This is a genomic window from Flintibacter sp. SJQ-8, from assembly GCF_054108085.1.
Window position 1 is genome coordinate 232,544 of sequence record NZ_JBPJWR010000009.1, and the last position, 16,471, is coordinate 249,014.

Annotated in this window: 17 protein-coding genes, 1 tRNA gene and 1 pseudogene; 8 read left to right on the top strand and 11 right to left on the bottom strand. The window is 61.6% G+C overall.

Annotation, left to right across the window (positions count from 1 at the left end; translation table 11 throughout):
* Positions 1 to 23: 23 nt before the first annotated feature.
* The 3 genes from ACSAMP_RS07330 (at position 24) to ACSAMP_RS07340 (ending at position 3,060) form a co-directional block, all read left to right on the top strand.
* Entirely contained in the window at positions 24 to 833 is an 810-nt protein-coding gene (locus ACSAMP_RS07330) for a protein-ADP-ribose hydrolase (protein ID WP_457799998.1), read from the top strand.
* Entirely contained in the window at positions 784 to 1,626 is an 843-nt protein-coding gene (locus ACSAMP_RS07335; protein ID WP_457799999.1) for an SIR2 family NAD-dependent protein deacylase, read from the top strand. The genes ACSAMP_RS07330 and ACSAMP_RS07335 overlap by 50 nt, the downstream gene beginning before the upstream one ends.
* Before the next feature lie 114 nt (positions 1,627 to 1,740).
* Positions 1,741 to 3,060: an RNA-binding domain-containing protein gene (locus ACSAMP_RS07340; RefSeq protein ID WP_457800000.1), complete on the top strand. Its 1,320-nt coding sequence runs from the start codon at positions 1,741 to 1,743 to the stop codon at positions 3,058 to 3,060.
* Between the two features lie 150 nt (positions 3,061 to 3,210).
* Here the strand turns inward: ACSAMP_RS07340 and ACSAMP_RS07345 are convergent, their stop codons facing one another.
* A complete protein-coding gene (locus ACSAMP_RS07345; RefSeq protein ID WP_457800001.1) occupies positions 3,211 to 3,543 on the bottom strand; it encodes a helix-turn-helix domain-containing protein in 333 nt (110 codons plus the stop codon).
* Between the two features lie 109 nt (positions 3,544 to 3,652).
* On the opposite strand from ACSAMP_RS07345, the gene ACSAMP_RS07350 reads away from it, so the two are divergent.
* Genes ACSAMP_RS07350 through ACSAMP_RS07360 form a run of 3 tightly spaced genes read left to right on the top strand, consistent with a single transcriptional unit; the run spans position 3,653 to position 4,813 of the window.
* On the top strand, positions 3,653 to 4,021 hold the full coding sequence (locus ACSAMP_RS07350; RefSeq protein ID WP_457800002.1) for a hypothetical protein: 369 nt from the start codon (positions 3,653 to 3,655) through the stop codon (positions 4,019 to 4,021).
* Entirely contained in the window at positions 3,987 to 4,154 is a 168-nt protein-coding gene (locus tag ACSAMP_RS07355) for a hypothetical protein (protein ID WP_457800003.1), read from the top strand. The genes ACSAMP_RS07350 and ACSAMP_RS07355 overlap by 35 nt, the downstream gene beginning before the upstream one ends.
* 20 nt (positions 4,155 to 4,174) lie before the next feature.
* Positions 4,175 to 4,813: a hypothetical protein gene (locus tag ACSAMP_RS07360; RefSeq protein WP_457800004.1), complete on the top strand. Its 639-nt coding sequence runs from the start codon at positions 4,175 to 4,177 to the stop codon at positions 4,811 to 4,813.
* A 587-nt stretch (positions 4,814 to 5,400) separates the two neighbouring features.
* Here the strand turns inward: ACSAMP_RS07360 and ACSAMP_RS07365 are convergent.
* A tRNA-Leu gene (locus ACSAMP_RS07365) sits at positions 5,401 to 5,487 on the bottom strand.
* A gap of 221 nt (positions 5,488 to 5,708) precedes the next feature.
* Between ACSAMP_RS07365 and ACSAMP_RS07370 the strand changes: the two genes are divergently transcribed.
* Complete coding sequence (locus ACSAMP_RS07370) at positions 5,709 to 6,506, top strand: DUF2238 domain-containing protein (protein ID WP_457800067.1); 798 nt, start codon at positions 5,709 to 5,711, stop codon at positions 6,504 to 6,506.
* Between the two features lie 411 nt (positions 6,507 to 6,917).
* Here ACSAMP_RS07370 and ACSAMP_RS07375 read toward each other — a convergent pair.
* The 8 genes and pseudogenes from ACSAMP_RS07375 to ACSAMP_RS07410 form a co-directional block, all read right to left on the bottom strand.
* Positions 6,918 to 8,912: pseudogene (locus ACSAMP_RS07375) on the bottom strand (YgiQ family radical SAM protein); the annotation flags it as partial.
* A 29-nt stretch (positions 8,913 to 8,941) separates the two neighbouring features.
* Positions 8,942 to 10,102 carry a GNAT family N-acetyltransferase gene (locus ACSAMP_RS07380; RefSeq protein WP_457800005.1) on the bottom strand — a complete coding sequence of 387 codons (1,161 nt, stop codon included), beginning with the start codon at positions 10,100 to 10,102 and terminating at the stop codon, positions 8,942 to 8,944.
* Positions 10,103 to 10,147: 45 nt separating this feature from the next.
* Positions 10,148 to 11,074, bottom strand: coding sequence for a dihydroorotate dehydrogenase (locus ACSAMP_RS07385; protein WP_457800006.1), 927 nt, complete (start codon positions 11,072 to 11,074; stop codon positions 10,148 to 10,150).
* Positions 11,067 to 11,843, bottom strand: a complete 777-nt coding sequence (locus ACSAMP_RS07390) for a dihydroorotate dehydrogenase electron transfer subunit (protein ID WP_457800007.1) — start codon at positions 11,841 to 11,843, stop codon at positions 11,067 to 11,069. The genes ACSAMP_RS07385 and ACSAMP_RS07390 overlap by 8 nt, the downstream gene beginning before the upstream one ends.
* A 170-nt stretch (positions 11,844 to 12,013) precedes the next feature.
* Complete coding sequence (locus ACSAMP_RS07395) at positions 12,014 to 12,568, bottom strand: hypothetical protein (protein ID WP_457800008.1); 555 nt, start codon at positions 12,566 to 12,568, stop codon at positions 12,014 to 12,016.
* 15 nt (positions 12,569 to 12,583) lie between these two features.
* The gene (locus tag ACSAMP_RS07400) at positions 12,584 to 13,183 is read right to left on the bottom strand and encodes a hypothetical protein (RefSeq protein ID WP_457800009.1); all 600 of its coding nucleotides are present in this window, start codon (positions 13,181 to 13,183) and stop codon (positions 12,584 to 12,586) included.
* Between the two features lie 47 nt (positions 13,184 to 13,230).
* Positions 13,231 to 14,157 (bottom strand): orotidine-5'-phosphate decarboxylase, encoded by a 927-nt coding sequence (pyrF, locus tag ACSAMP_RS07405; protein WP_457800010.1) that lies wholly within the window; start codon positions 14,155 to 14,157, stop codon positions 13,231 to 13,233.
* A gap of 68 nt (positions 14,158 to 14,225) precedes the next feature.
* Positions 14,226 to 15,503 (bottom strand): dihydroorotase, encoded by a 1,278-nt coding sequence (locus ACSAMP_RS07410; protein ID WP_457800011.1) that lies wholly within the window; start codon positions 15,501 to 15,503, stop codon positions 14,226 to 14,228.
* A 242-nt stretch (positions 15,504 to 15,745) separates the two neighbouring features.
* On the opposite strand from ACSAMP_RS07410, the gene ACSAMP_RS07415 reads away from it, so the two are divergent.
* The gene (locus ACSAMP_RS07415) at positions 15,746 to 15,928 is read left to right on the top strand and encodes a hypothetical protein (protein ID WP_457800012.1); all 183 of its coding nucleotides are present in this window, start codon (positions 15,746 to 15,748) and stop codon (positions 15,926 to 15,928) included.
* A 67-nt stretch (positions 15,929 to 15,995) separates the two neighbouring features.
* On the opposite strand, the gene ACSAMP_RS07420 is transcribed toward ACSAMP_RS07415, so the two are convergent.
* Positions 15,996 to 16,406, bottom strand: coding sequence for a peptide deformylase (locus tag ACSAMP_RS07420; RefSeq protein ID WP_457800013.1), 411 nt, complete (start codon positions 16,404 to 16,406; stop codon positions 15,996 to 15,998).
* Between the last annotated feature and the right edge of the window lie 65 nt (positions 16,407 to 16,471).

Below are 16,471 nucleotides of genomic sequence, written 5' to 3' on the forward strand. Positions count from 1 at the left end.
AGCAGCCCGGAAAGGAGAACAACATGACCCAACAGGAGCGGCGGATGTTTTTGATCCGACATTTGCTGGCGGAGGAGCGGCGCTATGAGGACGTGGCCGTCCCGGCGGCGGAGGGGGAGCAGCGCCGTCTGCTGCGGGGGCTGATGAACGTCCGCCCGCCCCGGGCCGCCGGGCGGGAGTTCCTGCGGGTGCAGGACGACTATCTCCGGCAGGAACTGGCGGAGGAGGGTGTGACCGGCCTGGACCAGCTGCGGCCCATAGACGCAGACGGGCAGCTGTACCTCTGGCAGGGGGACATCACCCGCCTGCGGTGCGGGGCCATCGTCAACGCCGCCAACAGCGGCATGACGGGCTGCTATGTCCCCTGCCACGCCTGCATCGACAACTGCATCCACACCTATGCCGGGGTGCAGCTGCGCCTGGACTGCGCCCGGCTGATGGAGGCCCAGGGGCGGGAGGAGCCCACGGGCCGGGCCAGGCTCACCCGGGCCTATAACCTGCCCTGCGACTATGTGCTGCATACTGTCGGCCCCATCATCCAGGACCGGGTGCGGGCGGAGGACCGGCTGCTGCTGGCCGGGTGCTACCGCTCCTGCCTGGAGCTGGCGGAGGCCCACGGGGTGGAGAGCATTGCCTTCTGCTGCATCTCCACCGGGGTGTTCCGCTTCCCCAACCAGGCGGCGGCAGAGATCGCCGTGGCCACGGTGCGGCGCTATCTGGCGGAGCATAACAGCAAGATGAAGGTGATCTTCAATGTGTTCAAAGACAAAGACCGGGAGATATATGAGCGGCTGCTGGGGGCAGACCCAGCGGCTGAAGCGGGCGCTGGATGAGGCGGAGGCTGTGGTCATCGGGGCGGGCTCCGGCCTGTCCACCGCCGCGAGGTTTACCTATGACGGAGACCGCTTTCAGGAAAATTTCGCCGACTTTGCCGCCAAATACGGCATCCGGGACATGTATTCCGGCGGCTTTTACCCCTTCCCCACGCCGGAGGAGTTCTGGGCCTATTGGAGCCGCTATATTCAGATCAACCGCTATCAGGACGCGCCCAAGCCGGTGTATCAGGACCTGCGGAAGCTGGTGGCGGAGAAGGACTACTTTATCATCACCACGAACGTGGACCACTGCTTTCAAAAGGCCGGGTTCGACAAGCACCGCCTGTTCTACACCCAGGGGGACTACGGCCTGTTTCAGTGCAGCGGCCCGTGCTGCCAGGAGACACAGGACAATGAGAGCGTCGTGCGCCAAATGGTGGCCGAGCAGCGGGACACGAAAGTCCCCACCCACCTCCTGCCCGTCTGCCCCCACTGCGGACGGCCCATGACCATGAACCTGCGCTGCGACGACAAATTTGTCCAGGACGAGGGCTGGCACCGGGCGGCGGATCGATATGAAAATTTCCTCCGCACCCGCGCCCGGCAGAAGCTGCTCTTCCTGGAACTGGGCGTGGGCTATAACACCCCGGGCATCATCAAGTATCCGTTCTGGCAGATGACGATGAAGAACCCCAAGGCGACCTATGCCTGCCTGAATGCCGGGGAGGCCTACGCCCCCGAGGAGATCGGAGCGAGATCCATCTGCGTGAACGGGGATGTGGGGGAGACGCTGGATCGCATGCTGGAATAGTGGTGCTTTCTGCACATTCTGCTCATGATGTGATTGACAGGGATGAATAGAATGATTAGAATATGAGTAGAATAAAGCTGCGAGGTGAGCAGAATGAGGTTTCAGGAGACAGAAGTGGTCGAGCTGAAAGCGATGGTACAGGATGATATCAAAAAAGAGATCATTGCGTTCACAAACTGCAACGGTGGCACAGTTTATATTGGCGTTGCCGATAACGGCGATATTCTGGGCGTTGAAAATGCTGACGAGTGCGCCTTGCAGATATCCAATATGGTGCGGGATGCTATAAAACCGGATGTTACCATGTTCATTCACTATGAGACACTGAATTGCGACGGGAGAGAAGTTGTGGCCGTCAATGTTCAGCGGGGTACAAACCGGCCCTATTATCTGGCAAAGAAAGGGCTGCGGCCCGAGGGCGTCTATGTGCGGCAGGGCTATTCTTCTGTCCCGGCAACGGATACGGCCATTCGGCAGATGATCAAGGAGACCGATGGGGACAGCTTTGAGAATATGCGGTCCATCGATCAGGCATTGACCTTTGAGGCCACAAAAAAGGAATTTGAAAAACGGAATGTTGCCTTTGGTCAGCCGCAAATGCAAACCCTGAAAATCGTTTCCGCAGACGGTATTTATACGAATCTGGGTCTGCTTCTGTCTGAGCAGTGCCCCCATACCATCAAGGCGGCTGTTTTTGAAGGGACCAATCAGAATGTGTTTAAAGACCGGCGGGAATTTTCCGGTTCCCTGATGCAGCAGATGAACGAGGTTTATGAGTATATTGATTTTCATAACCAGATCCATGCGACGTTTCATAAACTTCTGCGTATTGATACCAGGGACTACCCAGAGGTTGCTGTCCGCGAGGCGCTGCTGAACTCGCTGGTGCACCGGGACTATTCCTTCCGAGCCAGCACGTTGATCAGCATTTACAATGACCGAATTGAATTTGTGTCCATTGGCGGGCTGCTTCCTGGTTTGGAACTGGATGATCTGATGATGGGGGTCTCTGTCTGCCGGAACCCGCACCTGGCAAACGTATTTTATCGTTTGCAGTTGATCGAGGCTTATGGTACCGGCATGAAAAAAATCATGGATGCCTATGCGGATTCCTCTGTGCAACCGCAGATCATAGCCACCCACAATGCTTTTAAAATCATTCTTCCCAATGTGAACGCTGTATCTAAAGCAGTGGAGACGTCAGAAGAGACCGTTCAAACGGTCACTCCGGTCTCTGAACTTAAAGAAGAAAAAATATTGCGGTTTCTTGGGGAGAGCCAAACGATCACGCGGAAAAAGGTGCAGGAACTGCTGGGAGTCAGTCAGGCCTCGGCTGGCCGTGTTCTGAAAGCAATGGTAGAGCGTGGACAGATCGTGCCGCTTGGCGGCAGCCGGACGACACGGTATGAGCTGGCAAAACGCAGCGGGGAATAAGTCAGAAAGAAAACGCAATAGATCAAAAGAGCGCCTTCCATGGCTTTTATGGAAGGCGCTCTTTTCGCAAACCGTCATTGAACCACCGGTTCAATGACAGGTGGGCGGGGAGGGGGGTATGATAGAGGCAACGTAAGACGGTCCAGGATGTTAAGCAGCCTGTGTCTCGGGGCAGTGAATCGAAGGATGGCCCCGGAAAAGGGCGGAGCAGCAGGCCGGGGCCTGCTGCTCGCACACAGTCATATCCAGTTTTGGCTTTGACGAGACCAGGATCTCGTTCATGGGCACTTCGAACAGCGCGCTGAGGGCATACAGGTTGTCCACCGAGGGCAGGTTCTTTCCCCACTGCCACCGGTAGATGGCCTGGGGGTCCTCAAAGCCGAAGTAGGCTTGCAGCTGCTTCACGCTCAGCCCCCGTTCCTTCCGCAGCCGGGCAATGTTCCGGCCGGTCGCCTTCAGGTCAATGCTCGGGTACAGGCACATTCGGATCGCCTCCGTGTCGAGATTCTCCAAACGGAGTATTTTAGAATACAGGAAACGGACGAAAAATGCAAGTGTTTTTTTGAAAAAATTGTCGCATCAGGAGGAAATTTTGAAGAACAGCGCCTGTTATTGGAAATTAGAGAAGTTCTCCCTGCGTTATGTCCACTATGCCTTTGTGGACACCCAGCCCTATCTGGCCGACCAGCTGTTTTGCGATCACCAGGTCACGGTCCGCTTCGGGGAGGAGTACGGCAAGGGGGACACGGACTATCGCATCGTGTTTTGCAAGGTGCGCAAGGGGGATGAGGGGGCCTTTCTGGCGGCCCTGGAGGAGCTGCCCGGCAAGATGCTGCTGTGCGGGCATGTGGACTATATGGACTTCTGCCGCGCCCTGGGGCAGGCGATGGGGGCGGAGGAGACGGAGAAAGAGGAGGCGGCACAGGATGCAAAAGCTGGTCCCATTGAACAAACAGAGTAAAAAGGCCCAGCGGGCCTATCACAGCAAGCAGCGCGGCTCCTGGTACGGGCTGGACCCGGTGACCAGGATCGTGCCCAACAAAAAGGCCTATGACCGGAACCGGGCCAAGCGCCTGGACCCGGCTGCGATGTGATACAGAAGGAGGATGACAATATGAACCTGAAGGAAGCCTTTCGGTTTCAGAACAAGCTCCAGAGCCTGATGGACGAGGCGGAGCGTATCCTGGCCGATGACCGGAACATCACCCAGGTCAAGGTGACGGCCCTTTACAAAAAGGCCATGCCGGAGCAGGAGAACGAGACCACGGTGGAGCCCGCTCCCAGCGAGTACGCCGACCACATCGACGCCGTGGCGGCCTTCCTGCTCCATCTGCTGGGGGAGCGGGAGAAGCTGTCCCGGGCCATCCGCGCAGCCAAGGAGCGGCAGGAGATGGACATGGACAGCGAGGTGAGCCTGAACAGCACCCGCCAGAGCCTGGCGGCCTTCTTCCGCCACATGGTGGACCTGCGCAATTCGGAAAAGCTGCTGCCCGGCGGGGCCACGGGCTATCGGTTCAACGCGGAGGGGAACCAGGTCCCCTTCCGGTGCGACGCCAAGCGGGTGGTCACCATCCACTATGACCGCAACCGGGTCCGCAGCTATCTGAAGCAGCTGACGGAGAAGTCTGACCGGGTGAGCGCCCAGCTGGACCGCTGCCTCATCAACTCTCAGGTGGACTATGACGCCCCCTTCGACGTGAACGACAGCTTTGCCGCCGTGTTCGGCGACTATCAGGAGCGGCAGACCGCCTGACCCAGCCAGGTCCGGCTGTCCCGGATGCAGCAGAGGCGGAACGCGGGGAGACCGGTTCAGGTGCAGATGAACTATAACGCTGCACGATGACTTACACAAGAAAAGTGCTATTTGGGCAGACCGCTTTATGGAACACATAGGAGACCCGCCCAACGCGACCCCCAGCGCCCGGCGCTTTTTCGCCACCACGATCTTTCCCCATACGCAAGCCCCACCACCCGCCCCTCACGTCTCCACAACGGATGAAGGGATATAACATATCCCGGGCCATCAGGCCATATAAACGCGATCAGTGCCGTCTCTTGTCCCGCCGCTCTGGCGGCAGGAGAGCGCGGCGCCGATCAAAATGGTCAAAGCGCGCCCGCCCTCTGCTGTGTCCCGGACAGCCGGATAAAGATAAAACCGAGCAACAGACGATTGCCTGTTGCTCGGTTTTGCATATGCATATCTACGCCAGTCCCAGCTCCGCGTCCCCACCAAATGCGAGCCCAACGCAGTGGGTCGCATTTGGAAGCGAAAAAACTTCCTGTCCGACTAAGAAGCCTCGCCATAGGCGGGGATTCGTGTCAAACAGGAAGTTTTTGAGCTGGTGCGGCTGACGGGAGTCGAACCCGTACGCCCATACGGACACAAGCACCTCAAGCTTGCCAGTCTACCAATTCCAGCACAGCCGCATCGGTACAATACCAATATCATATTATAAGGGCTAAGCATAGGTTTGTCAATGAATTTTTTTGAATAAGACTGATTGTCACATTGGTACTGCACTTGCCCATTCCCCGTTGACTTCACTTCCCCCGGCGGATATACTATATAACAAAAACGAACGAAGAGGACGCCGACTATGAAAAAAACAAAGCAAAGACCTGCCCCGCTGCCGGGGCCGCGAGAGGCCATGCGGGAAAAGCCGGTGGTGGCCACGGTATATTTTCTGCTGCGCTTTTCTGTGATCTTAGTGATGATCGCCCAGTTTTTCAACAAAAATTTTGAAAATGTGTTCCTGTGCGTCCTCACCCTGATCCTGTTGCTGCTGCCCGCCATGCTGGAGCGCTCCCTGCGCATCCAGCTGCCGGACACCTTGGAGATCATCATCCTGCTGTTTATCTATGCCGCCGAGATCCTGGGCGAGATCCGGGAGTTCTACACCACCTTCCAGGGCTGGGACACCATGCTCCACACCCTGAACGGCTTTCTCTGCGCCGCCATCGGCTTCTCCCTGGTGGACCTGTTCAACCGGAACGAGCGTTTCTCTCTGTCCCTGTCCCCGGCGTTCATGGCCATCGTGGCCTTTTGCTTTTCCATGACCATCGGGGTGCTGTGGGAGTTTTTCGAGTGTACCATGGACCAACTCTTCTTCCTGGACATGCAGAAGGACACCATTGTGAACACCATCGGCTCCGTCATGCTGGACCCCACCGGGGGCCAGACACCCAGGGTCATCCGGGGTATTACCGACGTGATCTTAGTCACCGACCAGGGGAACATCCCTCTGGGACTGGGGGGCTATCTGGATATCGGCCTGCTGGACACCATGAAGGACCTGGCGGTGAACTTTGTGGGGGCGGTGGTCTTCTCCATCATCGGCTATTTTTATGTGAAGAGCCGGGGCAAGGGCCGCTTCGCCCGCCGGTTCATCCCCAGAGTGGAGGAGACGGGCGTCAAAACCGAAAAACAGCAGCCGACCAAGGAATAACCGCCGGAGCGCTGGCCATACTAAAGCCATCCGATGTGAGGAGGTTTTCTTATGGAACGCAATACCTGCAACTGCAACAACAACATCCACTGCACCGTGGCCAGTTGTGCCCACCACAACCAGCCCAACAACTGCTGCTCCCTCCAGTCCATCCGCGTGGGCTGCTGCGACAGCTCCCCCACCCGCTGCGAGGGCACCGAGTGTGCCTCCTTCCAGCTGAAGTAAGGGACAAGAAAACAGTGCCGCGCAGACGAGAAAGCCCCGTCTGCGCGGCGATTTTTTGTTCTGTTTTTTTAGCCTTTTTTCTTGCCCGGTTTTTTGCTGGGCTTTGCCTTGGCCCAGCCGGCTTTCTTTACCGGTTTCTGAGCCGTGGGGCGGGAGACGGCGTGGCGGCCATCGGGCTTGCCCTGGGCGGGGTCTGCCGCCCTGGGGACCCTTGGCGTATTTGCCGTTCTGGCCCGGTCTGGCATTCTGGTCCGGCTTTCCGGGCTTGCCATATCTGCCGCTCTGTCCGGATTTCTGGCCCGGACGGCGATCATTAGAATGCTGAGCATTCTGGCGCTGGTCCTGGCCGTGGCCATAGCGGTCTGCGCCGGGACCCTTGCCCGGACGGATAAGGCAGTGCTTGCCATAGCCGATCAGGTCCTCCCGGCCCGTCTTGTGGAGGGCCTCCAGCACCAGAGCCCGGTTTTGGGGCTTGCGCCACTGCATCAGCGCCCGCTGGAGAGCCTTGTCGTGGGGCGTTTTGGGGACGAACACCGGCTGCATGGTCCGGGGGTCGATGCCCGTGTACCACATGCAGGTGGCCAGAGTGCCCGGGGTGGGATAGAAGTCCTGCACCTGCTCTGGCATGTGGCCCTCCTTATTCAGCCACTCGGCCAGCTGCACCGCGTCCTCCAGGGTGCAGCCGGGGTGGGAGGAGATGAGATAGGGCACCAGATACTGGTCCTTGCCATAGCGGCGGTTGAGCTTATAATACTTATCCCGGAACTTCTCATACACCTCCACATGGGGCTTGCCCATATAGTCCAGGGTGTGGTCCACGCAGTGCTCCGGGGCCACCTTCAGCTGGCCGGAGATGTGATACTGCACCAGGTCGGTGAAAAACTCCCCGCTGGGGTCCTTCATCAAAAAGTCGAACCGGATGCCCGAGCGGATGAAGACCTTCTTGATGCCGGGCAGGGCCCGGACCTTCCGCAGCAGCATCATATAGTCGGTGTGGTCCGCGTCCAGATTGGGACAGGCCTCCGGGGCCAGGCAGGAACGGTTTTTGCACATGCCGTGCTTCAGCTGCTTCTGGCAGCTGGGGCGGCGGAAGGTGGCGGCGGGGCCGCCGATGTCGTGGATATAGCCCTTAAAGCCGGGGTGCTGGATGAGCAGCTTGGCCTCCCGAATCACGCTCTCGTGGCTGCGGGAGGTGACGGTGCGCCCCTGGTGGAAGGCCAGGGAGCAGAAGTTGCAGGCCCCAAAGCAGCCCCGGTTGTGGGTGATGGAGAAGCGGACCTCCTCGATGGCGGGCACGCCGCCCATGTCGTCGTACATGGGGTGGGGCTCCCGCACATAGGGCAGCTCGGCCACCCGGTCCAATTCTTCCGTGGGCAGGGGATAGGCGGGGGGATTGACGATGAGGAACTGCCGCCCGTGCTTTTGGATGATGGCCTTGCCCACGGCGGCGTCGTGCTCCTGATACTCGATCATATTGGCCTGGGCATAGGCCCGCTTGGAGGAGGACACCTCCTCAAACGAGGGCACCTCCACCCGGGGGTAGGAACACACGCCGGGGTAGTCGGCGGCCACGCAGGTGCCCCGCACGTCGGTGATCTCGCTCACCGGGGTGCCGGAGTTCAGGCGGGCGGCGATGTCCAGGGTGGCCGTCTCCCCCATGCCATAGGTGAGGATATCCGCCTGGGCATCGAAGAGGATGGAGCGGCGGACCTTGTCCTCCCAATAGTCATAGTGGGCGAAGCGGCGCAGAGAGGCCTCCAGCCCGCCGATGATGATGGGGATGTCCCCAAAGGCCTCCCGCACCCGGTTGGAGTAGACCACGGTGGCGTGGTCGGGGCGCAGCCCGGCTTTCCGTCCGGGGGAATAGGCGTCGTCGTGGCGGCGCTTGCGGGCGGCGGTGTAGTGGGCCACCATAGAGTCGATGTTGCCTGCGGAGATGAGCACCCCCAGCCGGGGGCGGCCCAAGGACCGGAAGGCCTCCGGTCCCCGCCAGTCGGGCTGGGCCAGAATGGCCACCCGATAGCCCTCCGCCTCCAGCAGCCGCCCGATGATGGTGGGGCCGAAGGAGGGGTGATCCACATAGGCGTCCCCAGTGATGAGCAGAAAGTCATAGTCCTCCCAGCCCCGGCGCTGCATGTCTGCCAGGCTGACGGGAAGGAACAGGTCGCGGTCAAACTCCATGATGTGCCTCTCTTTTTCCGGCGGACAGCTCATCTGTCATAGCCGATGTATTTTTCCATAATGTCCAGGGGGACCCGGCTGCCCTGCTCCTCGCCCACCTTCACAAAGCCATACTTCTGATAGAAGTGCTGGGCACGGTCATTGTAAGGGGCGCAGCGCAGGCGCAGCTTGTCCCGGCCCAGGGGGCGGAAGAAGGACACCGCCTGGCCGATGAGCTGCACGCCCAGATTCTGCTCCCGGCGGCTGGGGGCGATGTAGCAGAAGGGGATGTATCCGGCGTTCAGCTCCTGATAGCGCTGGGTGTCCAGCTGGAGCAGCCCGGCAAACTCGTCCCCGGACATGGCCACCGTCACCCCCCAGGGGGAGCGGGACAGGTGCTCTTTGGCGTCGTGCAGAAAGCCCTCCCCGTCAAAGGCCAACTCCGTGCCGTGGGTGGTGCGCCAGGCCTCCTCCCGGGCGGCCAGATAAATAGACTCTTTCTCAGTCTCCCAGTCCAGGGGGCGGTACCACAAGTTCACGTCCTGGACGGAGCGGTCCTTCCGCCACCAGTTCTGCCGGGCCATGGTGCGGATGCTCTCCGGAAGGTGAGAGGCGTCCAGCTCCAGCTGGGGGTCCAGCGTCAGGCGGCCCCCGTCATAGAACAGGCGGGTCACGGCGGTGTTCTCGCTGTGTCCCATCTTGTGCCAGTCCTGGGGGGCAACGCCCTTCACCATGGCCAGTAGCTGGCGGATGGCCGTGCCGTGGCAGAAGACGGCGATGGTCTTGTCGGGATAGCCCCCGGCGATGCGGCACAGGGCGGCGTGGACCCGCTCTCCCACCTGGGCCAGGCTGTCACCGTTGGGTGCCTGCCAGCTGGGGTCGCTGCGGTTGAAGAGGGCGATGCGGTCTGCGTCAAAGTGATACACCTCGCCCCAGGGCTTGTCCTCCCAGTCCCCCATGTGGACCTCCCGCAGGCCGGGGTCGGTGTGCAGCTCCAGCCCCTTTGGGACATAGACCGCCCGTGCGGTGGTCTGGGTGCGATAGAGGTCGCTGGACCACACCGCGTCTATATGGATATCCTGAAAGCGGCGCTGGAGGGCGGCGATCTGAGCAAAGCCGTTGTCGGTGATGAGCGCGTCATACCAGCCGTGGATGCGGCGGTACAGATTTCCCTCGGCCTCGGCGTGACGGATGAGATAAATGGTGGTCATTGGCAAACAGTCCTTTGTTCCTGGAATGACGAAGCTTCAAATAATTTACCAGGGCTTCACCTGGCCGGTGAGTTCCTTCACGGCGGTCAGGCCCTGGCGCTGGGCGATCTGGCCCAGCTCGTCCCGGACCTTGATGGGGGCATAGGGGTCGGCGAACAGGGCGGTGCCCACGGCCACGGCGGTGGCTCCGGCCAGCATCAGCTGGGCCGCGTCCTCGCCACGGCTCACGCCGCCCATGCCCAGGATGGGGATCTTGACCGCCTGGGCCACCTCCCACACCATGCGCACCGCCACGGGCAGCACGGCGGGGCCGGACAGGCCGCCGGTGTTCATCTTTAAGATGGGCCGGCGGGTGTTCACGTCGATGCGCATGCCCCGCAGGGTGTTGATGAGGGACACGGCGTCTGCGCCGGCCTCCTCCACCGCCCGGGCGATGAGGGTGATGTCGGTAACGTTGGGGGACAGCTTCACCATCACGGGGACCTTGCCCGCGTGGGACTTGGCCATCTGGGTGACCTCGGCGGCCAGCTCGGGCCGGGTGCCATAGGCCAGCCCCCCCGCCTTCACGTTGGGGCAGGAGATGTTCACCTCGATCATGTCCACCCCGGCCCCGGCCAGCTTTTCACACATGATTCCATACTCCTCCGGGGTGTTGCCGGAGATATTGGCGATTACTTTTACGTCAAAGTTGCGCAGGAAGGGCAGCTCGTGGGCGATGAAGGCGTCCACGCCGGGGTTTTGCAGGCCCACGGAGTTGAGAATGCCCATGGGGGTCTCGGCAATGCGGGGGGCGGGGTTGCCCTGGCGGGGGTTCAGGGTCAGGCCCTTGGCGCAGATGCCGCCCAGCTGGCCCAGGTCATAAAACTGGCCGTACTCCCGGCCAAAGCCGAAGGTGCCCGAGGCCACCACCACCGGGTTCTTCATGGTCATCCCCGCCAGATTGACGGAGAGGTCGATCTTCTCGTTAGGCATTCCAGTCCACCTCCTTGGAATCGAACACAGGGCCGTCCTTGCAAACGTGCTTGCGGCTGCCGTCGGCCATGTCGCAGGCGCACACCAGGCAGGCGCCCACGCCGCAGCCCATGCGCTCCTCCATAGACACCTGGCAGGGAATGCCGAACTCTTCGGCCACTTTCGCCACGTTCCGCAGCATGGGCTTGGGGCCGCAGGCCAGCACGCCGTCATAGCCCTTGTCCTGCTCCAGCTCCTGGCGGACCAGGGCGTCCACAAAGCCGTGGTGGCCCAGCGAGCCGTCGTCGGTGGCGATCAGCACCTTGGCGCACTCGTCCTTAAAGCAGTCCTGCAAAATGATCTTGTCCTTGGACCGCCCGCCCAGAATGGCGGTGGACCGGCCCTCAGTGGCCTGGGCGCAGCCCCGCATGGGTGGGATGCCGATGCCGCCGCCCACCAGCAGATAGCGGCTCTTGGGCTTGACGGAAAAGCCGTTGCCCAGCATCCCCATCACGTCCAGGGTGTCCCCCACCTTCCGCTGGGCCAGCCAGCGGGTGCCGTCCCCCCGGACCTCAAAGGCGATGGCGATGAAGTCATTGGGCACGTCCTCCTGGCAGGAGCAGACGGAGATGGGGCGGCGGAGCAGCAGCCCCTCGCCGCACTTCACGTGGACAAACTGCCCAGGTCCGGCATAGCTGGTGCGGACCATGTCCCCGGCCTCCAGCACCAGATAGATGGCGTCGCCCATCTCCTCCCGGGCGACAATGGTACATTTACGTTCAACTTTCATGGCAGGCATCACCTTTTTATCAGTTAGTAGTTAGGGCCCTCTCCGCCCAGTGTGCGCACTGGGCACCTCCCCCAAAGGGGGAGGCAAGGGGCGGAGGACCGATGGCGCATCCTTGGCTCCCCCTTTGGGGGAGCTGGCACGGCGCAGCCGTGACTGAGAGGGCCGTCCCCTCACTTCTCCCACGGCGGCTTTTTCTCCCTCCGCCGGGCGGGGCGGGCGTTTTGGCGGGCCAACTCCGCGGCGCAGACGGGGCAGGGCTCGCCCTCCTCGTGTCGGGTCCCGCAGACGGGGCAGAGGACGGTGGGCACAGTCGGTTCTTCTTTCTTCTCAGGCTTCTTGGGCCGCAGGGCATGGCGGACGGTCCCGGCGGTGAACAGCTCCACCTTGCCGCACCGGGGACAGGCGAAAACGTCCACGCTGTACGACTCATCCGGCAGGCCCTCCCGTCCCAGCCGGACGTTTTCCCGCTCACACTCCAGCTTTCCCCCGCAGCCGGGGGTGGAGCAGGGGCGGCTGAGGGCGGCGTAGGCCCGCAGCGTGTCGACCTCCTCCAGATAGGGCGAGGCCAGCATCTGTGCCCGCTTCTCCTCCAGCGCCGGGCCGGAGAGGGCGTAAATTTGCTTCATACACTGGGCGCAAAGGGTCTGCTTCGTCTGGAACAGGGAATAGGAATAGCGCTCCAGCAGTCCCAGGCTCTCTCCGCAGAGAACACATATGTTGCCCATAGAAACCTCTCCTTCTCACTTCTCCCATGGCGGCTTTTTTCCGCTGCCCCGGGGCGGTTCGCTCTGGGCTGTGCGGCGGTTCAGGACGCAGTTGGGGCAGTTGATGAGGGGGCTGTGCTTGGCGCCGCACACGGGGCAGACCACCTGCTCCTCCGGGGCCTTTGGGATGCTCCCCATCTCCGGCGGCTCGGGCAGGAAGAACTCCGCCCGGCCGCAGTCGGCACAGCGCAGAATATCCACCGTCAGCCAGCTGGCGAACAGTCCGTCCCGGGCCACGGTGCCGAACAGACTCTCCTCCCCCAGATGGAACTTCTTGCGGCCATAGCGCTCCATCACGCCGCCGCAGCGCAGACAGCGCTTATCCGTCTTTAGGGCCTCACGGGCCCGGGCCTGGGCCTGACGCATTTGCTCCAGTCTGTCTAGATAGGCCTGGATGACCTCCGGCTCCTCCGCCCGGCCCGTGTCCAGCGCCCGGCGGGCCCGCTCCTCCTGGTCCATGTCCTGCATCCCGGCCCAACAGGCCGAACAGACGCTCTGGAGGACGTTGCCGCACAGCAGGGTCTTTTCGTCGAAAAACGAGAGGGTCTTTCCGCAGAAAACACAGCGTTTCGCCATTGGGACCTCCTTTGTTCAGTTGGGAGTGATGAGGGATGAGTTAGGAGTTACTCCACCGTCACGAACTGGGCGATGTCGTCCCGCATGGCGATGGCGGCGCTGCGGGCGGCCTGGGCAAAGTCGTGGCCGTCGCCGCCGGTCTTCTTCCAGGCGCACATGATGCCCCGGGAGGAGTTGACGATGGCCCCGTGGCCCTGGGCGTCGAAGGCGTATTTCACGTCGGCGGCGGTGCCCCCCTGGGCCCCATAGCCGGGGACCAGGAAGAAGGTGTGGGGCAGATCGGCCCGCAGCTGGCGGATCTGCTCAGGATAGGTGGCCCCGGTGACGGCGCCGGCCATGGTAAAGCCATATTTGCCTTCCGTCCCGGCGGCGATGGACTCGTTCAGGGCACCCATCACCTGGTACACGGTGCGGCCGTCGGCGGTTTTCACGTCCTGGAGCTCCCCGGAGCCGGGGTTGGAGGTCTTTACCAGAACAAAGGCGCACTTGTCCTCGGCCTTGGCGGCCTCTAAAAAGGGCTTGATGGAGTCAGAGCCCATATAGCCGTTCAGAGTGACGCAGTCGGCATCAAAGGACTTGAACTGCTGCCCCTCGATGCCGGCCCCGGACAGCCAGCCCTCGGCATAGGCGGTGGCGGTGGAGCCGATGTCCCCCCGCTTGATGTCGGCGATGACGAACAGGCCCTTGCTCTTGGCATAGCGGATGGTGCGCTCCAGCATCTCCATACCCTGCCAGCCCAGATTTTCGTAATAGGCGGCCTGGGGCTTCACGGCGGGGACGATGTCGCACAGGGCGTCCATCAGACCCACGTTGAACTGATAGATGGCCTCGCAGGCCCCCTTCAGACCCACGCCATACTGCTCATAGGCGGCCTGGCGGATATACTCGGGCACATACTCGATGCGGGCGTCCAGTCCGGCCACGGTGGGGTTCTTCATGGCGCGGATCTTCTCTTGCAGAACGTCAAAAGACATGAAAAACAGTCCTCTCTGTTATAAATTTATCTTTTATATCGAAAAGTTTTGAGTTTATCGGGCCAAGCTCACTCGTCCTGATAAACGATCTGGCCGTCCACGATGGTATACTTCACCCGGCCCTTCACCGTCTTTCCGGCGAAGGGGGTGTTCCGGCCCTTGGAGGCGAACTGCTCCGGGTCGATGGTCCACTCCTGGTCGGGGTCGAAGATGGTCAGGTCGGCGGCCACCCCCATGGACATGCGGCCCTTGGGCAGGTGCAGGATGTCGGCGGGGTTGGTGGACATGCGGCGGATGATGTCGGGCAGTTCCATCTTGCCCGAGTGATAGAGGCCGGTGAGGGTGAGAGCCAGGGAGGTCTCCAGCCCCACCATGCCGCTGGGGGCGCGGGTGAGGGGGCGGGCCTTCTCCTCGGCGGAGTGGGGGGCGTGGTCGGTGGCGATGACGTCGATTGTGCCGTCCTTCAGTCCGGCGATGATGCCCTTCACGTCCTGGGCGGTGCGCAGGGGAGGATTGACCCGGGCCATGGAACCCTGGGTGAGGATCTCGTCCTCGGTGAGCCAGAAATACTGGGGGCAGGTCTCGCAGGTCAGGTGGACGCCCTTCTTCTTCATCTTGCGGATGATGTCCACGCTGCGGGCGGTAGACACGTGGCAGATGTGGACGTGGGCCCCAGTCTCCTCGGCCAGCATGGCGTCCCGCATGACCATCAGCTCCTCGGCGATGGCGGGGCGGCCCTCCAGCCACAGCTGGCGGGACACACTGCCCTCGTTCACCGCCCGGCCCTCTACCATAGAGGTGTCCTCGCAGTGGCACAGCACGGGCATATCCAGGCGGCGGGCCCGGATGAGCACGTCCCGCATCAGGTTGGCGTTGTCCACGTTGCAGCCGTCGTCAGACAGGGCGATGGCCCCCGCCTTTTTCAGGGCCTCGGCGTCGGTGGGCTCCTCCCCACGCAGGCCCATGGACACCGCGCCGATGGGATAGACGTGGACGCCGGAGCCGAATCTGGCCCGGTTCAGGATGTATTCGATCTGCTCGGGGCTGTCCACCACCGGGTCGGTGTTGGCCATACAGGCCACCGAGGTCACGCCGCCGTGGGCGGCAGCGGCGGTGCCGGTCAAAATATCCTCTTTATAGGTGAGACCCGGGTCCCGCAGGTGGACGTGCATGTCCACCAATCCGGGGCAGACCACCAGTCCGCTGGCGAGGATGACCAGGTCGGCGTCCGTCTCCAGCCCCCGGTCCAGCAGGGCGATCTTGCCGTCCTCGATGAGCAGGTCCTGCAGCAGGACCGTTCCCGTGACCGGGTGGACCACCCGGCCATGTTGGATCAGTATTTTCATGGTTTTCGTTCCTCCGAAATGTGTCAGAAAGTCAAAAAACGTGAGTGCTGTTGCTTGTTTGCGCTGTTGTCTGTGTGGAACGCCGGGACCGACAGAAAAATGCCCGGGAATACCCACACTATAACAAGATAAATTATAGCGGAAACAGCAGGATTTAGCAACGGATTTTTCCGCCCTTTGGGAGAGAATAATCATCAGCGGCGCTTTCAGCTGCGACGCGCCGCGGGAAGGGAGGAAAGAACATGAACGAGCACTGCTGCGGAGCCGGAAAATTTATCGCCGGCATGACCTTGGGGGTGGCGGCGGGGACGGCCCTGGGCATGACCATGGCCCCCTCTCACCGCCAGCTCAAGCGCGCCGCCCGCATGGCCGCCAAGCGGGTGAACCAGGCGGTGGACAATCTGGCCGACGCCATGGACCTGTAAGCGAAAAAACTTGCAGAACAGCTCAAAACCACCGGCTTGACCGGTGGTTTTGAACTAAAAAAATGATTCAGATCAGGATGCCCTCGCAGTGGTCGATCTCGTGCTGGATGATCTCCGCCGTCCAGCCGGTGAAGGTCTTCAGCCGGGTCTGGAGCTTTTCGTTCTGCCACTGGACCTTGATGGTCTGAAAGCGCTTTGTCTTCCGCGTGCCGGTCAGGGACAGACAGCCCTCCTCCGCCTCATAGGGCCCGGACTGCTTGACGATGACAGGGTTGAGCATGACCGTGTAAGTCCCCTCGTTGTCAAAGGCGATGATGCGCTTGTTTATGCCGATCATGTTGGCCGCCATGCCCACGCAGCCCGCCTTGTGGGCGATCAGGGTGTCCAGCAGGTCCCGGGACGTGTCCAGGTCGTCCAACGTGGCGGCCTGGGCCTTCTGGGCCAGAAGGCCCTCGTCCTTGCAGATATCACGAACCATCTTGTGTCCTCCTCAGGTGGTCTTTTTCGTCATTGTAGCAGTTTGGCCGTGGATGCGCAAGGGGC

Bases quoted from the DNA above. Each gene is read 5' to 3' on its own strand.
- ACSAMP_RS07410 (WP_457800011.1), bottom strand. From the start codon at position 15,503: ATGAAAATACTGATCCAACATGGCCGGGTGGTCCACCCGGTCACGGGA.
- ACSAMP_RS07330 (WP_457799998.1), top strand. From the start codon at position 24: ATGACCCAACAGGAGCGGCGGATGTTTTTGATCCGACATTTGCTGGCG.
- ACSAMP_RS07385 (WP_457800006.1), bottom strand. From the start codon at position 11,074: ATGCCTAACGAGAAGATCGACCTCTCCGTCAATCTGGCGGGGATGACC.
- ACSAMP_RS07390 (WP_457800007.1), bottom strand. From the start codon at position 11,843: ATGAAAGTTGAACGTAAATGTACCATTGTCGCCCGGGAGGAGATGGGC.
- ACSAMP_RS07360 (WP_457800004.1), top strand. From the start codon at position 4,175: ATGAACCTGAAGGAAGCCTTTCGGTTTCAGAACAAGCTCCAGAGCCTG.
- ACSAMP_RS07370 (WP_457800067.1), top strand. From the start codon at position 5,709: ATGCGGGAAAAGCCGGTGGTGGCCACGGTATATTTTCTGCTGCGCTTT.
- ACSAMP_RS07345 (WP_457800001.1), bottom strand. From the start codon at position 3,543: ATGTGCCTGTACCCGAGCATTGACCTGAAGGCGACCGGCCGGAACATT.
- ACSAMP_RS07395 (WP_457800008.1), bottom strand. From the start codon at position 12,568: ATGGGCAACATATGTGTTCTCTGCGGAGAGAGCCTGGGACTGCTGGAG.
- ACSAMP_RS07355 (WP_457800003.1), top strand. From the start codon at position 3,987: ATGCAAAAGCTGGTCCCATTGAACAAACAGAGTAAAAAGGCCCAGCGG.
- pyrF (WP_457800010.1), bottom strand. From the start codon at position 14,157: ATGTCTTTTGACGTTCTGCAAGAGAAGATCCGCGCCATGAAGAACCCC.
- ACSAMP_RS07400 (WP_457800009.1), bottom strand. From the start codon at position 13,183: ATGGCGAAACGCTGTGTTTTCTGCGGAAAGACCCTCTCGTTTTTCGAC.
- ACSAMP_RS07335 (WP_457799999.1), top strand. From the start codon at position 784: ATGAGCGGCTGCTGGGGGCAGACCCAGCGGCTGAAGCGGGCGCTGGAT.
- ACSAMP_RS07415 (WP_457800012.1), top strand. From the start codon at position 15,746: ATGAACGAGCACTGCTGCGGAGCCGGAAAATTTATCGCCGGCATGACC.
- ACSAMP_RS07380 (WP_457800005.1), bottom strand. From the start codon at position 10,102: ATGACCACCATTTATCTCATCCGTCACGCCGAGGCCGAGGGAAATCTG.
- ACSAMP_RS07420 (WP_457800013.1), bottom strand. From the start codon at position 16,406: ATGGTTCGTGATATCTGCAAGGACGAGGGCCTTCTGGCCCAGAAGGCC.